General features: G+C 40.6%; 13 protein-coding genes. 3 read left to right on the plus strand and 10 right to left on the minus strand.

The window, feature by feature from the left end:
- Positions 1–827 precede the first annotated feature (827 nt).
- Genes F551_RS0115750 through wecB form a run of 3 tightly spaced genes read right to left on the minus strand, consistent with a single transcriptional unit; the run spans position 828 to position 4602 of the window.
- Complete coding sequence (locus F551_RS0115750; RefSeq protein WP_018998489.1) at positions 828–2576, minus strand: glycosyltransferase family protein; 1749 nt, start codon at positions 2574–2576, stop codon at positions 828–830.
- Between the two features lie 53 nt (positions 2577–2629).
- Positions 2630–3496: an FkbM family methyltransferase gene (locus tag F551_RS0115755; protein WP_018998490.1), complete on the minus strand. Its 867-nt coding sequence runs from the start codon at positions 3494–3496 to the stop codon at positions 2630–2632.
- Between the two features lie 41 nt (positions 3497–3537).
- Positions 3538–4602 carry a non-hydrolyzing UDP-N-acetylglucosamine 2-epimerase gene (gene wecB, locus F551_RS0115760; protein WP_233355278.1) on the minus strand — a complete coding sequence of 355 codons (1065 nt, stop codon included), beginning with the start codon at positions 4600–4602 and terminating at the stop codon, positions 3538–3540.
- 259 nt (positions 4603–4861) lie between these two features.
- Here wecB and F551_RS0115765 point away from each other — a divergent pair, with 259 nt between their 5' ends.
- Positions 4862–6430, plus strand: a complete 1569-nt coding sequence (locus F551_RS0115765; RefSeq protein ID WP_018998492.1) for a glycosyltransferase family 4 protein — start codon at positions 4862–4864, stop codon at positions 6428–6430.
- Here the strand turns inward: F551_RS0115765 and F551_RS16875 are convergent.
- The 5 genes from F551_RS16875 to F551_RS16885 form a co-directional block, all read right to left on the minus strand.
- Positions 6427–7182 carry an ABC transporter ATP-binding protein gene (locus F551_RS16875; RefSeq protein WP_018998493.1) on the minus strand — a complete coding sequence of 252 codons (756 nt, stop codon included), beginning with the start codon at positions 7180–7182 and terminating at the stop codon, positions 6427–6429. The two genes, F551_RS0115765 and F551_RS16875, sit on opposite strands and share 4 nt — an antisense overlap.
- A 2-nt stretch (positions 7183–7184) precedes the next feature.
- Positions 7185–8066 carry an ABC transporter permease gene (locus F551_RS0115775; protein ID WP_018998494.1) on the minus strand — a complete coding sequence of 294 codons (882 nt, stop codon included), beginning with the start codon at positions 8064–8066 and terminating at the stop codon, positions 7185–7187.
- A 119-nt stretch (positions 8067–8185) separates the two neighbouring features.
- Positions 8186–8557 (minus strand): DMT family transporter, encoded by a 372-nt coding sequence (locus tag F551_RS16880; protein WP_018998495.1) that lies wholly within the window; start codon positions 8555–8557, stop codon positions 8186–8188.
- The gene (locus F551_RS0115785) at positions 8558–10102 is read right to left on the minus strand and encodes a hypothetical protein (RefSeq protein WP_018998496.1); all 1545 of its coding nucleotides are present in this window, start codon (positions 10100–10102) and stop codon (positions 8558–8560) included.
- Entirely contained in the window at positions 10092–11192 is a 1101-nt protein-coding gene (locus F551_RS16885; protein ID WP_018998497.1) for a glycosyltransferase family 2 protein, read from the minus strand. Before F551_RS16885 ends, F551_RS0115785 begins: the two co-directional genes overlap by 11 nt.
- A gap of 233 nt (positions 11193–11425) precedes the next feature.
- Here F551_RS16885 and F551_RS0115795 point away from each other — a divergent pair, with 233 nt between their 5' ends.
- Positions 11426–13252, plus strand: a complete 1827-nt coding sequence (locus F551_RS0115795; protein ID WP_018998498.1) for an acyltransferase family protein — start codon at positions 11426–11428, stop codon at positions 13250–13252.
- 26 nt (positions 13253–13278) lie between these two features.
- On the opposite strand, the gene F551_RS0115800 is transcribed toward F551_RS0115795, so the two are convergent.
- The gene (locus tag F551_RS0115800; protein ID WP_018998499.1) at positions 13279–14748 is read right to left on the minus strand and encodes a glycosyltransferase family 4 protein; all 1470 of its coding nucleotides are present in this window, start codon (positions 14746–14748) and stop codon (positions 13279–13281) included.
- A gap of 131 nt (positions 14749–14879) precedes the next feature.
- Here F551_RS0115800 and F551_RS17420 point away from each other — a divergent pair, with 131 nt between their 5' ends.
- Entirely contained in the window at positions 14880–16241 is a 1362-nt protein-coding gene (locus tag F551_RS17420) for a glycosyltransferase (RefSeq protein ID WP_155826112.1), read from the plus strand.
- Between the two features lie 12 nt (positions 16242–16253).
- Here F551_RS17420 and F551_RS16890 read toward each other — a convergent pair.
- The coding region (locus tag F551_RS16890; RefSeq protein ID WP_018996451.1) for a nucleotide sugar dehydrogenase at positions 16254–17135 on the minus strand (882 nt) is incomplete at its 5' end.

Consider the following 17135-nt stretch of genomic DNA (forward strand, 5'->3'; position numbering starts at 1 on the left):
GTACACGCAATTGCTCGCTTTCTACTGCCCAGCAGCAAAAATGTAAAAACCTTCAAATATCAGTTTTGCGGCAGAAAATCAGTAATCGAATTTGGTCACCCAACTAAAAGCATCAGGTATGCCTATTCTCGTTGTTATTGCGATGGCAGTTTTATCCAATTCAGTAAGTTTAAGGCCTGAAAAGGGTCATAGGAACCCAAATCCACATACTTTTATGCAAGTGTTTCAAGCCAACACATTTATGCCTGCGCTGATCGTCAAACATATCTTGCCAATAATGCCCCGAAAACAACAGGCCATATTTGCTGTTTTATCAGCGCACGTCGGTTCAATATCTGAAACCGAAAGATACTAGAAAAACTATTGATTGGGCCGGAATAGAAATCCATGCTTAAGCGAGAAAATGGAAACGTGAACTTTTCTAACTGGGGTGAACCTCCGATACTACGACACCGTGAACTGTCGCCTTTAGACAAAAAACAGCCCCTTGCCTTACCACTGTTTTCAGATAGTTTTTGACTAAAATTTCCAATAAAGAAACGTATCAATGTTCAACAAAAGCGGATACTACCTCGCGCTGTTTATTTTGATACTTTTGGTGCTCTTGTAGAGATAGACAGAAAAACGACATACTTATAGACGGGTTTTGAATTCCTTATCTGAACCGTTGAGAGCACAATTGGTTTCCAAATTGAGGAAATTTAGGAGATCGCAAACATTGTCCGTCTTCCTAAATCCACTGTGATCAAAGAAGGATAACTGCTAGAAAATCTCGTAAATCCCGCCGTTGGATTTTGGTCTAAATTGCTGAAAATATCAAATTGTTACTAAAGAACATTGCTCAATTCCTCCAATTGCTCACCAGTTTTTTCTGTTAAAAGAACGTTCAGCAATTTTTTAGTTTGATGCCGTCGAGAATATAATTGCCTATCAGCGCGAGAGTTTTTAGAAGGTTTGTAGGTCTCTAAAAATGCTTTGATTTCAGCTTGGTTGTTTTTAACCCAGTGTATACCCGACATATCTTTGGTTAGACGGTGGAGTTCACCTGTCTCTACTTGGCCATCTGTCACAATAATAATGTCGATATCGGCAGCGATGTAGTCAAAAATCTTTGTTGTCTGTTCGAAAGCAGCACCGCTAGTGAAAATGACACCAGCAGACATCGACTTACAATATCCAACAACTTCAGAATAAGACATCAAACCATATCGATGCATTGTAGAGTATTGGTCTAATTCCTCATCAGCAGCAGATATACGACCGATATGAACTAATTCATGCTTTGTATTGTCGAGGCTCTTCAAAAACGGTTTTGGATCTCGATCTGCATAAAAAGAACCAGTATATATAAACGATATATCTGCATCTGTAGGTTGTTTTTCGATTGGCAAAACTTCATCTACGACACCTTCTTCATACCCGTTGGCAACGACTAAGCCCCGAGATTTATCTTTCAAGCAAAGAAGATCTACACAAAAGTGATTTACTGAGAGAGCATAATCGGCATTCTCAATATATTGATTTTCCAAGTCTGTGACTATTTTTTTATGAGCGTCGGAATATACAAAACGCGGGTTGTTGGCGAATGGATCTCTAAAGTCCAAAACAATTTTTGCTCCCCACTGCTCTTTGAAAAATTCACCTAATTCGAAATAATAAAATGGGTTCCCCGATATAATGACACTATCGAATTGAATATCCGGCCGGTTTAAGAACCATTGACGAACATGTTCCGCCCAATAGACAGAAAAGTAATTGATTTTATTCTTCTTAAGATAATCCGCTAACTTGAGGGTGTCTTCATTCAGACAATTGTGTTCACCCAAATCAGGAATGCAAATGACACGCTGGCGATCTTTGTATGTGTTATTCGCTGTCAGCAAGTGAACTGTAAGGTCTTCTCCGTTCTCTTTTGCGAGCTTTGGTAGGTTTTCATGCCAATATTTAATGCGATGCGCTGCCACTGTTTGCGAAGGCTCAGTGTAATATGAAATGAGCAGAGTACGCTGCGCATTTTGAACTTTTGCCGCGTTTATTATTTCTGATTTGTGCCTTGTCTGGGTTGAGGTAGATAGAACATTCTCAAGAGTGTCTTCTGTCAGCATGTCACAATCAAAAACCTTCTTTGATTGCCAGGACTTTTTAATGTCTTCTGAAAAACAGAAACGAGCGGCTGCATTAGAAACAAAATGTTGTATTCCCCAGTGAAAGGTCGTTTCTTCAGCCTTTGTCAGCCATATAGCGTATGGTATTTCACTTTGTACGATTGTATTGTGAACGTTTTCAAAAAGTGATTTTGAATGTCCATATATTATAAGCCCCTTATCGGCGATCAGCCTATATATAGAAAAAATATAAGCTGATATTCCTGCACTGAATGCAGGAGAAAATTCATGGGTTTTAGATGTCAATCGTACCCCATCCTCATACTCTATTTGTTCGAATTTTATGGAAAAGCCGCTATCTTTGACAGAGAGATGAATAAACGGGCCTTTTAATGATAGAAAATGGCTGTCTAATTTTGTTTCATCGTCGGAAATTACTACAAATTTGATTTCTTTATTTTGATCAAACATTTAAATAATCCATTTTATCTTCAAAGAAATTGAGCCATCCTACAGTCGATATCCTAATCTTGTATTTTGGGAGCATCATTTTCATCTGCAGAATTTAAAACCAGCTTTTCTTCAGCATCTTTCAATTTTCTTCGTGTTTCCCGCATCTCAACGCTCGCTGAGTTATACGCAGCAGCAGACCTCACTCCGTATTGGAATAAGTGTAGAATTTTATCTTCCAGAGGAGCTCCAGTTTTATATACCCAAATAATGGTTGGAGTTGCATTGTGAATACTAACCGGCTGATATCCAATTGGCACTAAGATTTCAAAAATCTTGTTGAATTCAAATTCATTAAAAACTTCTGTTACTAAAACTGGTTTATGTTTTTTGATAACGCCAATTGCGCCTTGCAAAACACGGGCTTCTGCACCTTCAACATCCATTTTAATAAGAGCTGGAGGGTGAGTATCAAAGTAAGTTGAGTAAGTGCCGTCAAGTGTTACCGTTTTACATCGAAAGCTTTTACCCTCTTCTTCAGCATCTCGCATAATCGAGAATGTCCCAATATCCTCAGACTTCAATGATGTAAGCACCATAATGCCATCATTTTGATCACTGACAGCTATATTTAGTGCATTCACACGATCACCAACTCCGTTGAGTTCTGCATTTTCCTTTAAGACTAAAAATGCTTCTGGGTTTGCTTCCAAAGCGACAACCCTTGCACCAAGTACTTTTGAAAAAAATAAAGTGTGATTTCCTATATGCGCGCCGATGTCGACAACGTAATCTTCAGCAGATATGTATTCAGTTAAAGCTTCGAGGAGTGGCTCTTCGTAAAATTTGTGTTGTTCAGAGATAAAGTGGCTAATCGAACAAAAGTCCAAAATCTTTACATTTAAGGATATATCTTTGTATTTAATATTGGGATTTTGCATTTTACAACTCTTTTAATACCAAATTTTGGGAAAGTGTATTTTTAATTTTTTATATATTCTTTTATATATTTAACGATCTTTTCACCAGTATCGCCACTGCCATATTCTTCCACTAGAAGTCGAGGTTGGGCAAATTCTTCAGATGTCCATAATCTGTTCCAACCTGCATCTACTAGTTCAACCCATTCTGTTTCCCCTCTCAAAGTTACACAAGGCACTTTATGAAAGTAAGCCTCTTTTTGAAGGCCACCAGAGTCCGTAAATGCTATTTTGGATGCAGCAAGCAAAGCTTGCATTTGAGGATATCCAACCGGAGAAATAATTCGGATATTTCCGACGTCGACTGAATGCTCTTTTAAAGCTTTCTCAGTTCTCGGGTGGAGCGGTAAAATAATTTCGTATAAATGCGTTTGTTCATTCAAATAATCAAATATGCTTTTCAGGATATTTGGAGCATCTGTATTTTCAGCGCGGTGTATCGTGCAGATTGCAAGATTATCTTTAGATAAATCTACCCCCGGCACGACAACGTTAGATCCGAAATCTCGTATCGCTTTAAGTGTCGCGTCATACATTATATCTCCGACATGAAAGATATTTTTGCTTATGTTTTCATTTTGAAGATTGGTCACACCCGTTTCGGTAGAGCAGAATAAATAATCACTTACATGGTCAGTCATTATTCGGTTTATTTCTTCGGGCATTCGTTTGTTGAAAGACCTTAAGCCCGCCTCAACGTGGATAACGGGGATGTGTAGTTTTACCGCTGAGAGTGCGCCTGCTAGCGTTGAATTCGTGTCACCGTAAACCAGCATTGCATCAGGTTTTTCAATTTGGAGAACTTTTTCAATCTCCTCCATCATCCTCCCTGTTGTCTGTCCCGGCCCGCCTGTATTTATACCAAGCTTATACTCAGCTGGCTTGATATTCAAATCGGAGAAAAATATATCTGACATCGACACATCATAATGCTGTCCCGTGTGAATCAATATCTCTTTTATATCCGGTGATGATTCAAAAAGCTCTCTTAAAACCGCTGCCTTTATAAATTGGGGTCTTGCTCCAACGACGGTCACGATCTTTAGCATTACTACAGCCCTCTCCAAGCAGCATTTTCAAATCTAATAGATCTCCTATAAACGAAAATGAAACTAAAAAAATGACCATACTGATTAATTTGTACAATTAGATGAAATTAGCTGTGAGATAGCGGTTTTTCTTACAAAACTAAGCACGCGCAAATTCTTAAATAGATTGACAGTAATTCCCAATTATCTCAATAACAAGCAATGGTTGGGTGTGCCGATTACTCTATAGGGTGATTGGCCAGATACTTGATAAACAGTAGTCATCGGGCAAACAGAAATGAAGTCAGATTCAGATAAAGAAGCTAAACACCTTGACCGACTAATTCAAGAAAGCCTGTTTGCGCAATTACAACAAATTGATCAACGGCTCTATCAAATAGAGCATGGTGAAAGCGCGTTCAAAGGGAGCGCACCGGCTCAAGGCAGCTCTTCACTACAGCAAGTGCGTACAGAGTTAACTGAGTTAGCAAAAACAGTAAACTTGGTAAATCAGCGTGCAGCGAATATGCGTCTTGATAGGCAAATATTATTAACTTTCAAAAGATTAATTACTCTTTCGCCCGTCAAATCATTGATAAAAGATATTACGAAGAAAAACCAACTAGACGCACTGGCAAAAGAACGCCGCGATTTGGCTCTTGAAATCACCAAGAAAATGACAATTGAAAGTGACGTTATCGTCGTCTGTCCTGCCTATCCGGGGGGCGACAGAGCGTATGGCGGAGAATTTGTTCAGAAACGGATAGAAGCTTATCATGCTGCGGGTATCAAAGTTGCCGTTATTGAAGTCTCTAACAGCCGAAAAGAATTGTCGTCTTCTATCTTTGGAGGCGTTCGTGTCGTCCGAGTCAACCCAGCTGGCTTGAACAAAATTTTGAGACTATCGACTTTTAAAATTCTTGCTGCTCATTCAGTTGAGAAACCTATTTGGGCAGAATTGAAAATTTATGCAGATAAAAAACCTATAGTTATTTGGGTTCATGGATTTGAAGCTAGAAATTGGAAAGAACTAGCCTTTAATTTCTCCGCCAAAGAATTAGAGACATTGGAACCTCGCTTGGAGCTGGCTAACAAAGACCGCAAACAGACGATGAGTGAAGTGTTTGCTCATGAAAATGTTGAGACTATTTTTGTTTCCAACTTTATGAAGAATATCGCGGAAACCTTTGCTGATCAAAAAGCCCAAAGCTCGCATATTATTCACAATAGTATCAATCAGGACGATTTTCCCTATGTTCCGAAATTGGCGAAACACCGTAAAAAAATTCTCTGGGTAAGAACATTTGCAGCGCACAATTATAGCAATGATATTTCGAGAGATGTCATACTTGAATTGAGTAAAAAGCCATATTTCAATGAATTAGAGTTTTCTATATTTGGAGATGGACGGTTCTTTGACGAATCTGTCGACCCACTTCGCAATTTTTCAAATGTACGAATAGAGCGTCGTTTTCTGAGCATTGAAGAACTGCGAGAGCAGCATGAAAAACACGGCCTAATGCTCGTGCCTTCAAGATGGGATAGTCAGGGGTTAACCTGTGGTGAAGCAATGTCAAGCGGTCTGGTTGTTTTGACAAATGAAGTCGCCGGTATACCTGAATTTGTTGACAAAAAATGCGGGATAGTTGCACCATTTGAAGATGTGAATACAATCGTTGAAGGTGTTGACCGCCTTTACAATGATGACCGCAAGTTTCTTAAGATGTCGAAGGCAGCGGCTAGACGTTCTGCCAAACAGTGCGGGGTACACTCCACATTGGACGTAGAAATTTCTTTATTAAGCAATAAATTAGATGAAAACAAAAACTTCCTAACAGATAAAGATGATGATGATGAAATGAACTAAGCTTCTAATTCCAGAAGCTTATGCAGGTAGGTAATACCCCCGGCAATATCATCACTAAAATATTTAATTTCACCTTGATCCAGTACAATAACTTTATTGCACCATTTACGCACGAGTGCAGCTGAGTGAGATGCTAGGAATACGATTTTGTCGTCCCCTAGGTATTCCGCCATACGTTTTTCTGCCCTGTCTATAAATCGAGCATCACCAGCTGAAATCCATTCATCCATTAAAACAATATCGGCAGATACTGCTGTCGCTATCCCAAAGGACAGACGCGCTAGCATTCCTGATGAATATGAGCGGATAGGCTCATTGATGAATTCATTTAATTCAGAAAACTGACTTACATCCTCGATCAGTTTTTCGATTTCTGCTTTATCGGAAATACCATAAAGTATTGCGCGTCGACGTATATTTTCGACACCGCTGGCATACATGTCCATTCCCATAGACAGATTGATCAAAGAGACTGTGTGACCATAGCGCGTTATTTTGCCCTGATCGGGTTCAAAAACGCCAGCTATTGTTCTTAGCAAGGTTGTTTTACCCGCTCCGTTTCGCCCGATGATTCCGATGCGATCCCCGGGGCGAGCGAGAAGGTTAATGCGATGCAGGCCAAAGTTATAGCGTCGTCGCTCTTCTTTTCTGACAAAATGACTCGCCAGCCAATACCGAAATGAACGGCTTCGCTCATCCAAATGCATTGGGTAATATACTGTTACATTCTGAAGAGATACACGAGCAGTCATGATTAAATCCAAAATGGAATACGCTGACGAAAACGAGCGTAAATACCTAGGCCAAAAGAAAGCGAACAACACATTAAGAATACAGCTCCCGCCCAGACCTGCCACTCAACGGGTTTACCCATTAAAGGAAGACGCAAAATAGAAAGTAAGTAATAGAAAGGATTGAGGTAGACTAGCAAAAGTCCCACACCTTTACCCAGCATTTCGACTTTCCACAAAATCGGCGTCATATAGAAACTGAACTGCACAAGCATGGTTGTAAGTTGCTCTAAGTCACGGTAGCGCGCTGTTAATGTCCCTAATCCCGTTATTAGACCAAACATTGTCAAGCTTAGAATAACAACTCCAGGGAAAATCATTAAGGAATACAATGTGAAAGAGTCGGTAAAGAATACAACCAGAAAAACAATTGGCAGGCTGTGCAGCATCGCAATCAATCCACGCAATATCTGCTTAAACGGTAGGCTCAGCAAGTTCACACTGATAGATGTAATTTCATGTGCGTTAGAAATGAATACGCGTGACCCCTCGCCCAACGAGCCTGAAATAAATTGCCATGTCACCACGCCACATGCGATGTAGCCAAGAAATTCAGATAATGGCCTGCGAAATAGCAAACCCGCCAATATAGAATACCCAATGACGAACGTAAGTGTCCCAATACTGAGCCAATAAGGTCCCAACACGGAGCGCTTGTAGCGTGCTTTAGTGTCAGCCCAGGCGCGCCATAAAATTAATTTAAAATCTTTGCTAAGACGCCCGAGATCATTGAAGAAACGTTGCTGTTTTTTGGCAGAATCGGCGACATATAACCTGCCGTCTCGTAATGCTCGTTTTCTATCTAGACCATTATTTTTGTTTGCGTTGGATAGTATATCATGCATTTGATTACTCGGAGTCTCTCATTTGATCTTCTCTATAGACGCCCTAAAACACGAACTAATGAGGCGTTGGAAGATCAATTTAGTTTTTTGTTCACGTGGTTTAAAGGTAAAGAACAATCCTATTTTGCAAGTTGAGACATACCGGCTAATCCAACGCCCGCGCAAATCAAAAAAAATCCAGCCCACTGGATAGGCGTTACAGTCTCTCGCAGTATAAATATTGAAGCCACAGGCACTATAACGAACGCCAATGCAACAAAGACATAAGCGGTTGAGAGAGGCATTGTTCTTAAAACCAATATCCATGTAATCGTGGCAATTGCATATACAATTAATGCCGGAACCATAATAATTAAAAAATTGGTATTCAGAAATGAAGACACTCCGACACCCTGCAACCGGCCGGATGCGACTTTAAACAATATTTGTCCAGCAGCTAACGACAATACAGTAAAAACAAGCAAGCCATAATCTGATAAAAACTTGAGCATTTAACACGATTCACCTTTAACTGGCAGGATATTTCGCAATGCAGGTAACCTTGCTTTTGCAAGGTCGACAAATTTGCCGATAAACACCAAATTAGTGGATACTTTCTTCGTTAGTCTGCGGTCAAAACTCACACAATAAATGAACACTGCAGCGACTGTGCAGAAAATCATATAGGTCGAATACCTAAAATCAGGAGATGGTGTAACAAAGAAAAGTGAGACTTCATATCCGAGGCCAGATAACAGCAAAATCATGGTAGCCCATTGCGCAATGGATAACTGTTTTTGAATAATCCAATGGAATATCAATGCAACTATTAAAGCTAGCGTGATGAGCAGATACACATATGGTTCAAACAATAATGGCTCTTCTCTAACAATCTTATTCGAGAGATCTTTTCGCCATGGCTGTTGGAACGCAGCGACCTCAAACTGAACTAAATGAGCTCTTATCTGCGGAATAGGTTCTCTAATGATAGGTGCCCACGGATGTATTTCACCAGCTCCTATTGCGCCTAAAAAACAATTCCATCTGTGTTTCAAATAGGCACCAGGCTCTTCCAATATTGATGTCTTCCATGCCTCAGCCAAGCGCTCCAGCTCGGGGTCAGTTCTTAAGTATCGGAAAACGCCAGAATTACGCGTTAGCGGCAAAACGCTATAAGATACGTAATGCTCTTCAAGTGTTTCCAACTTCATGCCTTCATAAAGCTTGGTCGGAAATCTATCTTCTTCTGTTTGTACAGATATTGCTGCGATATCGTGAAAAGCTAGCACTTGCCAGAAATGCTGTTCATTTGTGACGAAGCGATCAAAAGTAAACTTTGCCATTCCAAACGTTAGAACAGTTAGCGCTATGCCTCCTGCGACAGTTGCCATGAAAGCCGAACTGCGCACACGCATGGAACTGCGCATCGCCGGAAGAGTGTTTTCCAATCTACAGTCATTCCACTTAAATCGCATCAGTATGTAAAAAACGACCAGACACAAAGTTGCCAATGCACCAGCAGGAGCATTGTGCCGGAAAGATATCGCAAAGAAACCCGATACTATACTTAATAGTATGTACGCGTCTGTAATCTTCGAATTTCTTCGCCTTGCGACACCAACAAAAGCGGCAATTGCGGCACCAGCCGACAGCAGCAACCCCCCATTCATCAAGGTATCTTTCCAAATCATCCCAATGGTCAAGAAAGTAGGCGGAAAGAAATACACCACACACAGAAAAACAGATCTGGTAGTCAGCGACTTAAACAAAGAGGAGATCAACCAAATACTGGATAAATGAACTAAAATATTCAGTATCAGCATCAGGAAAGGCCCAGGGACAATTTTATCTAAAAAGGACCAAATAATTGCTAAACTGGGAGGATGTCCGTCGTTCAATATAAAAGACCGAGCCTGTTGCAACTGAGATGTCGAATCCAATGTCATCCAGCCAGGGAAATGAAATGCGAGTGAGACGACAAATATAGATAAAAATAGCCAAACGGGCGCAGCGACCGTGCGCTCAGGCTTTGAAAGGTGCGTACTATCATTTGCCATCGTCTTGCCCCACCACTTTAGGTTGATCTGCATCTAAAGCACTTTCTTTGGATCCGGCTTCCTGTCCAAAAATATCTTTTGGATCGGTATTTTTATCAATCTCCACCAGCGACTTCCATAGCGTCACGGTAGGTTTGTTTCCGATATCGTATGTTAGAAAAGCAATTAAAAACTGCCCTCCCATGAACAATGGAAGTGCTGACATCATTACTTGTCCTGAAGTCGCTGCAACTCCAGTAGTCAATGAAATACCAAAATAGCTAATGCCTAATATTGAGCCTATCAATATACTCAATAGACCAAAAATAAGATAAAGAGACGCTGCGCTGAAGTCGCGTAAAAAATAGTTATAGAAAATACGTTTGAAGAAATTGACTATGTGTAATCCACCAAATTCAAATAGTACTTTTCCTATTTTCAGATTACTTTCTTCATCGGCATAAATCGCTCTCATCGGCATGTCTTGAATGCGAGCCCGAACAAGTCCAGCACGAAACAACAGATCCGACTCAAAGAAAAAACGTTTACTCAATTTTTTGGCATTCAACCGGCGCAGTATGCTGGTGTGTATCGCCAAAAAACCATTTGTCGGATCAAATATATCCCAATATCCAGAACTAAGTTTGGTCAAAAAAGACAAACCGGCGTTTCCAACCAAACGTAAAACTGGCATTTCGCTTACGTCTTCAGGATTAAAGAAACGGTTTCCTTTGGTAAAATCAGCCTGGCCTGCAATTATGGGTTGGATCAGAGCAGGTATCAGTTTCGGATCCATTTGTCCGTCACTGTCAACTTTAACAACAATGTCCGCATTCTGAAGCGAAGCGTACTGCATTCCTGAGAGCGTCGCGGCCCCTACTCCACCATTTTCTTTCTGAAAAATGACATGAACACGTGGGTCTTTGGAGTATTTTTGAATATATAAACCAGTTTCAACAGGGCACTTGTCATCAACACAGACTATAAGGTCTATTTCATCACCAAAGCGTTCTATGACGTCCAAAACCTGGTCTTTGGACTTGTAGCACGGAAGAACTGCAGCAACGATCATGTCGTTCTTAAACGTATTTTGAAGAACTTCCTTAGTCATGGCCCACCTCTACACAACGTCTCGCATTTATTAAGCCCGCGTTAACATGCGATAATACTTAAGACAAGCAGTTCCTTTGCTCCATTTCACATGATAGAGACGTCATAAATAGTGAAAATGTATGGCTTTTTGCGACGGTAATTACAGTACGATCATAAAACGATTTGGAATTTTCGTTTTTTCGTCGTGCAAAATCGCTTACTCACATAGCCTATACTTTACAGGGTTGTCACATGCATAATGTTTTAGTTGAGAAAGCAACCAAGAACCTGAAATCTTGGTTAATATGTATTCTCGTGCTTTTCTTGCTGGGTGCTATCACCACACCTACTGCCAATGTAAATTCTATTTTCATAGAAGATGCCGATATCGAAAAAAGTGGCGATTGGCGCGTCGTCAATTTATTTGGACGCTACACAGAAGGACGCGCCTCTTTTACCGGCAATGTTAATTCGACCGGTAGCGTTAACTTCGACAAAGAGAAAACCGCCGAACGAGTTGTTTTCCGTATTTATGACTACGGAAAAAATCAGGTGAACATTGCAAATATCTCTCTTGGAGATCAAAAATCCGTTCTTAAATATGGGGCTGAAAAAGCTGGTGTAACGGAACACACGGTTACTTTTCCTGAAAAAGCCATTGGTAACAAGTTAGATATTCAAATTGATACGCTAGAACAGCCATCGTTTTTAATCGACTCGATTGTATTGGAAGCCGAGACCAATTCATTTGACTATTCCAGAATATTTACACGCGGTCTTCTTTTTGCCTTTTTAGGTTTTGTATTGTGGGCAGCAACTATATTTACTACAACGCCAACGGTTAGTACTGGCCGAATTTACAGCTCGATAGATCTTTTCAGAGGTATAGGTGTACTTCTCGTCGTGGCCTTACACGCGACAGGTTTTTCAGGGCTCCCAAATTTAACCGATCAGCCAATGCTCGATAACTTGTCTAAACATGGACATTTCGGCGTAGAGATTTTTTATGTCGTGAGTGCCTATACACTTACTTTTAGCCTTTATTCTGCTTCTCAGAACAAAAGCACCTCGATAGTCAGTCAATTTTGGAGCAGACGCGTTGTTCGAATTATACCTGCTTTTGCAGCAGTATTTTTCCTGGCGGTTGTTTTAAAAGATTTCCTACCCAGCAAGTTAGAAACGAACAATATTCTGACGACTGCCGCTCAATTTGCATCAATGTCCTATATTTTTGAACGAGACGTATTATTAGCGCCTATTGGACATTCCGTTTGGTGGTCTATTTCAACTGAATTCCAATTTTACATCGTCATGCCGCTTTTGTTTCTGCCAATCTTTGCCAGTCTAAAAATGCAAACCATTAATCTACCATATGTTCGATATATCTTGGCAGGTAGCTTGGCACTCATCGGAATTCTGATATCAGCATATTCGCGCAGTGAATTGGTTGGTAAACCTTGGCTGCCCTACACGCTCTTTTACCACATAGATGCCTTTTTAATTGGAATAGCACTTGGTATCCTCTCACTAAAAACTAAGTCGAGCAGCGAAAATGAAAAACTTCCGTTTAAGCAATTAAGCCTTTGGGGAGGACTTGGAATAGCGTCTTATGTTCTAGTCCTTGGCGCAGTTGGGTTTAGTACGCAATTAGGAGAGCTACTTTCACTACCCCGAAATTTTGTGCCGGCTCGTTTGGGAGTCATAATTATTTGTGCCGGAGGGATATATCTGGCTCGCAGAGCCGAAGATAAGGGATTTAATTTTTCAGGTTTTGCTGGCCTCAGAACAGTCGGTTTATTGTCGTTCTTAATATACTTAATTCATGTCCCTGCAATGGAGTTGGCAGCCCGTATACCTGTTCCCTCTTCGGTGGGAAATCACGAAGGATATTATCACTGGGTGCTGTTAATTGGCTTAGGGCTTTCCGTTATTGCTTCTGTTATATTGCACCAGCTTGTTGAACGTCCATCATTGAAACTTAACGTAATAGCGAAAACACGTTCTTGGTTTCCGACGACTGTTGGTATATTCATTGGGTGGATTATATTTTGTTTTCTTATTAATCTTGCAACGCACTAAGAAACAATCATACCCTATGATGAACACTATTTCGATTGAATAATGTTGTCAGGGCCAAAGAGATGCATCTCCATTTCAACAGTGTTTGCGTATGACAATTGCGATCTTATAATTTCCGATTGCTTACGTCGTCGAGCGTCAAATTCTTCTCTAGGTAGATTACATAAATAATCCAAAGCGTTCACAAGCTCTTCTATTGATTCAGGTTTGCATAAAACTGATAAGTTTCGATCCATAAACTCAGGTACTGCGCATATAGAAGTACTGATGATTGCAAGGCCCGCCCCAGCGGCCTCACACACCGACATGCCTTGGGTTTCATGACGTGTTGGAGACAAGTATATGTGATGTTCCTCAAATAACTTCTGCATTGCAGAGCTCGATATAGGGCCTTCAATCGTCGAAACTTTTAGGGCCAAAGGTAAAGGCCTCAACACTTCAGGAAAATACCGACCAAAGCCAACAATGGTGAATTCTACGCGATCAGAATCAGTTCTCTTATTCAATGCATCTATCGTTTTAACAATCTGATCTCCAGCATAATTAAGGCGGTCAAAGTTTTTAACGACTAGAACGCGGAGAACAGACACATCACTGTTGGCAGTTTGGTCGAGTTGAAAAATTTCAGAGATAATATTCGGTATGACATAACTTTTAGAAAAGTCTGCGCCTGTATCTTCAGTGGCCATTTGACGCAAAAACTCAGAAACAAAGACTAGCCTATCAGGGCAAGATTGAGCAGCTAAAAGCAATGCCGCAAAGCGTTTCGATTGAAGTATCTCCAATGACGTTACATCCTGTTTTAACTCATCAATGGAAAAGTTGAAATGTAGTCGAAAATAGTCTCGACAATCATAGCCATGAAACACACAAATAAATCTTTCATGAGGCACGAATTTCACAAAAGAAACTAATAAATCCGGTACAGGTGAATGCAGCATAAAACGGGACAGCTCGAATGCGTTTGCTGCAGAAACTATTTGATGATCGGTCCAGACCTCAACATCGACGTCTTCATATTTCCAGGATAGCCGTCCATGTGTGCTAGGAGACCTACTAATAACCTGAACTTTGTATCCCATTTGTTTTAGAACAATGGCTCGCCTATGCACAAATGCACTTGGAAAATGATTTACATCGTCTGGGTAGTGGTTTGAAACAATATATATAGTGTCCCGTTCATTGTCAGGCAATATGTCTTTTGCAGGTTCAACTAAATCAAAGCGCGGCGCAGGACCTTGGATAATAATAGCACGTGCGTTTTCAACAATCTCTCGTTTTGATGTGTATTCAGTTGCGCTTAGGTCCGCAAACCAGTCTTCAGTAGAGCGAATGTCCCGCTTAGCTGAAGTTTTTAAGATTGCTTCCCCGCGTTTTTTTGCTGCAACAAATTTTTGATTTAATTTGTCAAACCAAGATTTATTCTCTTCAATTGAACGTAAAGTCAGGACATAATTTTTCAGCCATGTGACGTATCGTTGGGATAAATCGGTCACACAATTTCCTTCGAGTCGTTTCTGCTGATACTGCTCAGCTCATTATGCAGCTTGAGTCGAACTATATCGTTTGATTTATAAGCAGTCGAGTTGTAGATACAAAATAGTACATCCTATGTTGAGTGAATTAATTGCAACCTATCCCAGATACCAAACGAAGCAGAGAATTTTTCATTCTCTCTAGGTCGGCCATTATATCTGATCCACGCGTATTACGATGCATACAATCCCTAAGCTCAACCAACGCAAAAGTTCTTGCCTTTGGCATTGAACAACCAAATTCTACTGCATCGCCCCCTGGTGATGCCGAGAAAATTTCTCCAAATGTGCTGCTATACAATGCCAAGATTATTCCAGATAGAAACAGGCAGCAGAATACATCCACAGAAGAAAAAACACACTCACGTATAGGCAAATGCACCAATGTTCTAATCAGATTTCTTTCGCAGAAAAAACGGATCAGGCGGCTGATTTACTATTTCAATCTATTAATTGCGTTGAGATTTTTTAAGTGCTGCAATCCTGATGACATCTATTGGCAGTACAACCCTATCTTTAGAGCGATTCATCTGCAGGTAACTAATTGCCTCTCAATAAAGAAAGACTTCACTACATCCCAAATGACCGATTTAATATGGGTTGCAAATGACTGGGATATGTTGCCCATTGCGTATTTATTGCAGAAAGAATTCGGTGGTAAAATTCTATATGATTCACATGAATTTGCAGTTGATCAATTTAGCCATAACCTTCAATGGAAGATCTGGATAAGACCGCTCACCAGAGCTATAGAGCGCAAGTACATTTCTCAAGTCGATGCAATAATTTCGGTGTCTCCAGGAATATGTACAGCACTGAAGAATAGATATAAATTACCCAAAACACCTGTCTGTGTCCGCAATATTCCTGCTTATAAGGCATGCGAATTTCGCCCTATTTCCGAAAATTCTAAAATCAGAATCTTGTATCAAGGAGTCGTGGCGAAAGGCCGTGGTCTTGAGGCGCTTATTGAAAGTACACCTTTATGGAAGAGAGATTTTAAACTCGTTATTAGAGGCCCTGGACAACCAGATTATATCAATGCGCTTGACCAATTAATTGTTCAAACAGCTTCTAAAATCGAAATTGAAATCGCCCCGCCCGTCCCTTTTAGCGAATTGATAGAAACGGCACAAAAATCCGACATCGGACTTATGCTGTTAAATAACAGGTCCGTTCACAATAAATATGCCCTGCCAAATAAATTATTCGAATACATGATGGCTGGCCTGGCCGTCATCGTGTCCGATGTTCCTGATATGGCAGAAATTGTAACAAATTATAATACCGGAAAAGTTATCAAAAGCCTTGATCCACATGTTATTGCGACACAAATTAATTCACTTACAGCTGATCAAATAAACCATATGAAAAAGGCCTCGTTAAAAACCTCTAAATCACTCAATTGGGAAAAAGAGGAACACAAATTCCTCACCACAATTGGGTCGCTTTAACGTTTTCCAACCTTACACTTTAACAATTTTAGTGCCGAATTCTTCGAACAATTCATCCGTGGCATTGCGCGTATCGACGACGAGTTCGACATTTTCACACAGCGCCCTGTAATCCACATTTGAGTGTTTTGTGGCAATAAGCACTGCATCATAGGATTTTAGATTCTCTGGTGAAATTTCGACAGATTTCATCCCTGCAAATTCAGGATGCTCACGCGTTTGCGGCACAACTGGAATGTAAGGATCGTGAAAATCCACATTCGCTCCATATTCCTTGAGTATATTGATCAGCTCAAGTGATGGACTCTCGCGCATGTCATCAATATCTGCTTTGTAGGCCAATCCACACAACAATACATTTGCGCCATTGAGCGCCTTCTTACAACGTGTCGATAGCTCTTCCAGCAAACGACGCACAACATGCTTAGGCATGCGCGTGTTTATTTCACCAGCTAGATTGATGAAGCGGGTCGAAGAACCAAACTCTTTCGCCTTCCAGCTTAGATAGAATGGGTCAATACGAATACAGTGACCACCTACTCCTGGGCCTGGGTAAAAGGCTTGGAAACCAAATGGTTTTGTCTTGGCTGCATCAATAACTTCCCAAACATCGATATCCATGTGATCGAAAATGATTTTCAACTCATTGACCATCGCGATATTGACCCATCGATAGATGTTCTCAACAAGCTTTGTGGCTTCGGCTGTCTTCGTGTTAGATACGAGAACCGTCTGAACGATAATATCATATAGCGCTTTGGCAATTTGGCGCTCAGCTTCGCTATCCGCACCAACGACTTTAGGAATGGTCGATGTCTCAAAATCAGGGTTACCCGGGTCTTCTCGCTCTGGCGAATACGCCATAGCAAAATCTTCACCCGCTTTAAGACCGCT

This window comes from Hirschia maritima DSM 19733 (assembly GCF_000378345.1).
Lineage (GTDB): Bacteria > Pseudomonadota > Alphaproteobacteria > Caulobacterales > Hyphomonadaceae > Hirschia > Hirschia maritima.

What these genes read in the sequence shown, in the direction of transcription:
- F551_RS0115750 (WP_018998489.1), bottom strand. Translation starts at nt 2,576, where the DNA reads ATGTTTGATCAAAATAAAGAAATCAAATTTGTAGTAATTTCCGACGAT.
- F551_RS0115755 (WP_018998490.1), bottom strand. Translation starts at nt 3,496, where the DNA reads ATGCAAAATCCCAATATTAAATACAAAGATATATCCTTAAATGTAAAG.
- F551_RS0115765 (WP_018998492.1), top strand. Translation starts at nt 4,862, where the DNA reads ATGAAGTCAGATTCAGATAAAGAAGCTAAACACCTTGACCGACTAATT.
- F551_RS16875 (WP_018998493.1), bottom strand. Translation starts at nt 7,182, where the DNA reads ATGACTGCTCGTGTATCTCTTCAGAATGTAACAGTATATTACCCAATG.
- F551_RS0115775 (WP_018998494.1), bottom strand. Translation starts at nt 8,066, where the DNA reads ATGCATGATATACTATCCAACGCAAACAAAAATAATGGTCTAGATAGA.
- F551_RS16880 (WP_018998495.1), bottom strand. Translation starts at nt 8,557, where the DNA reads ATGCTCAAGTTTTTATCAGATTATGGCTTGCTTGTTTTTACTGTATTG.
- F551_RS0115785 (WP_018998496.1), bottom strand. Translation starts at nt 10,102, where the DNA reads ATGGCAAATGATAGTACGCACCTTTCAAAGCCTGAGCGCACGGTCGCT.
- F551_RS16885 (WP_018998497.1), bottom strand. Translation starts at nt 11,192, where the DNA reads ATGACTAAGGAAGTTCTTCAAAATACGTTTAAGAACGACATGATCGTT.
- F551_RS0115795 (WP_018998498.1), top strand. Translation starts at nt 11,426, where the DNA reads ATGCATAATGTTTTAGTTGAGAAAGCAACCAAGAACCTGAAATCTTGG.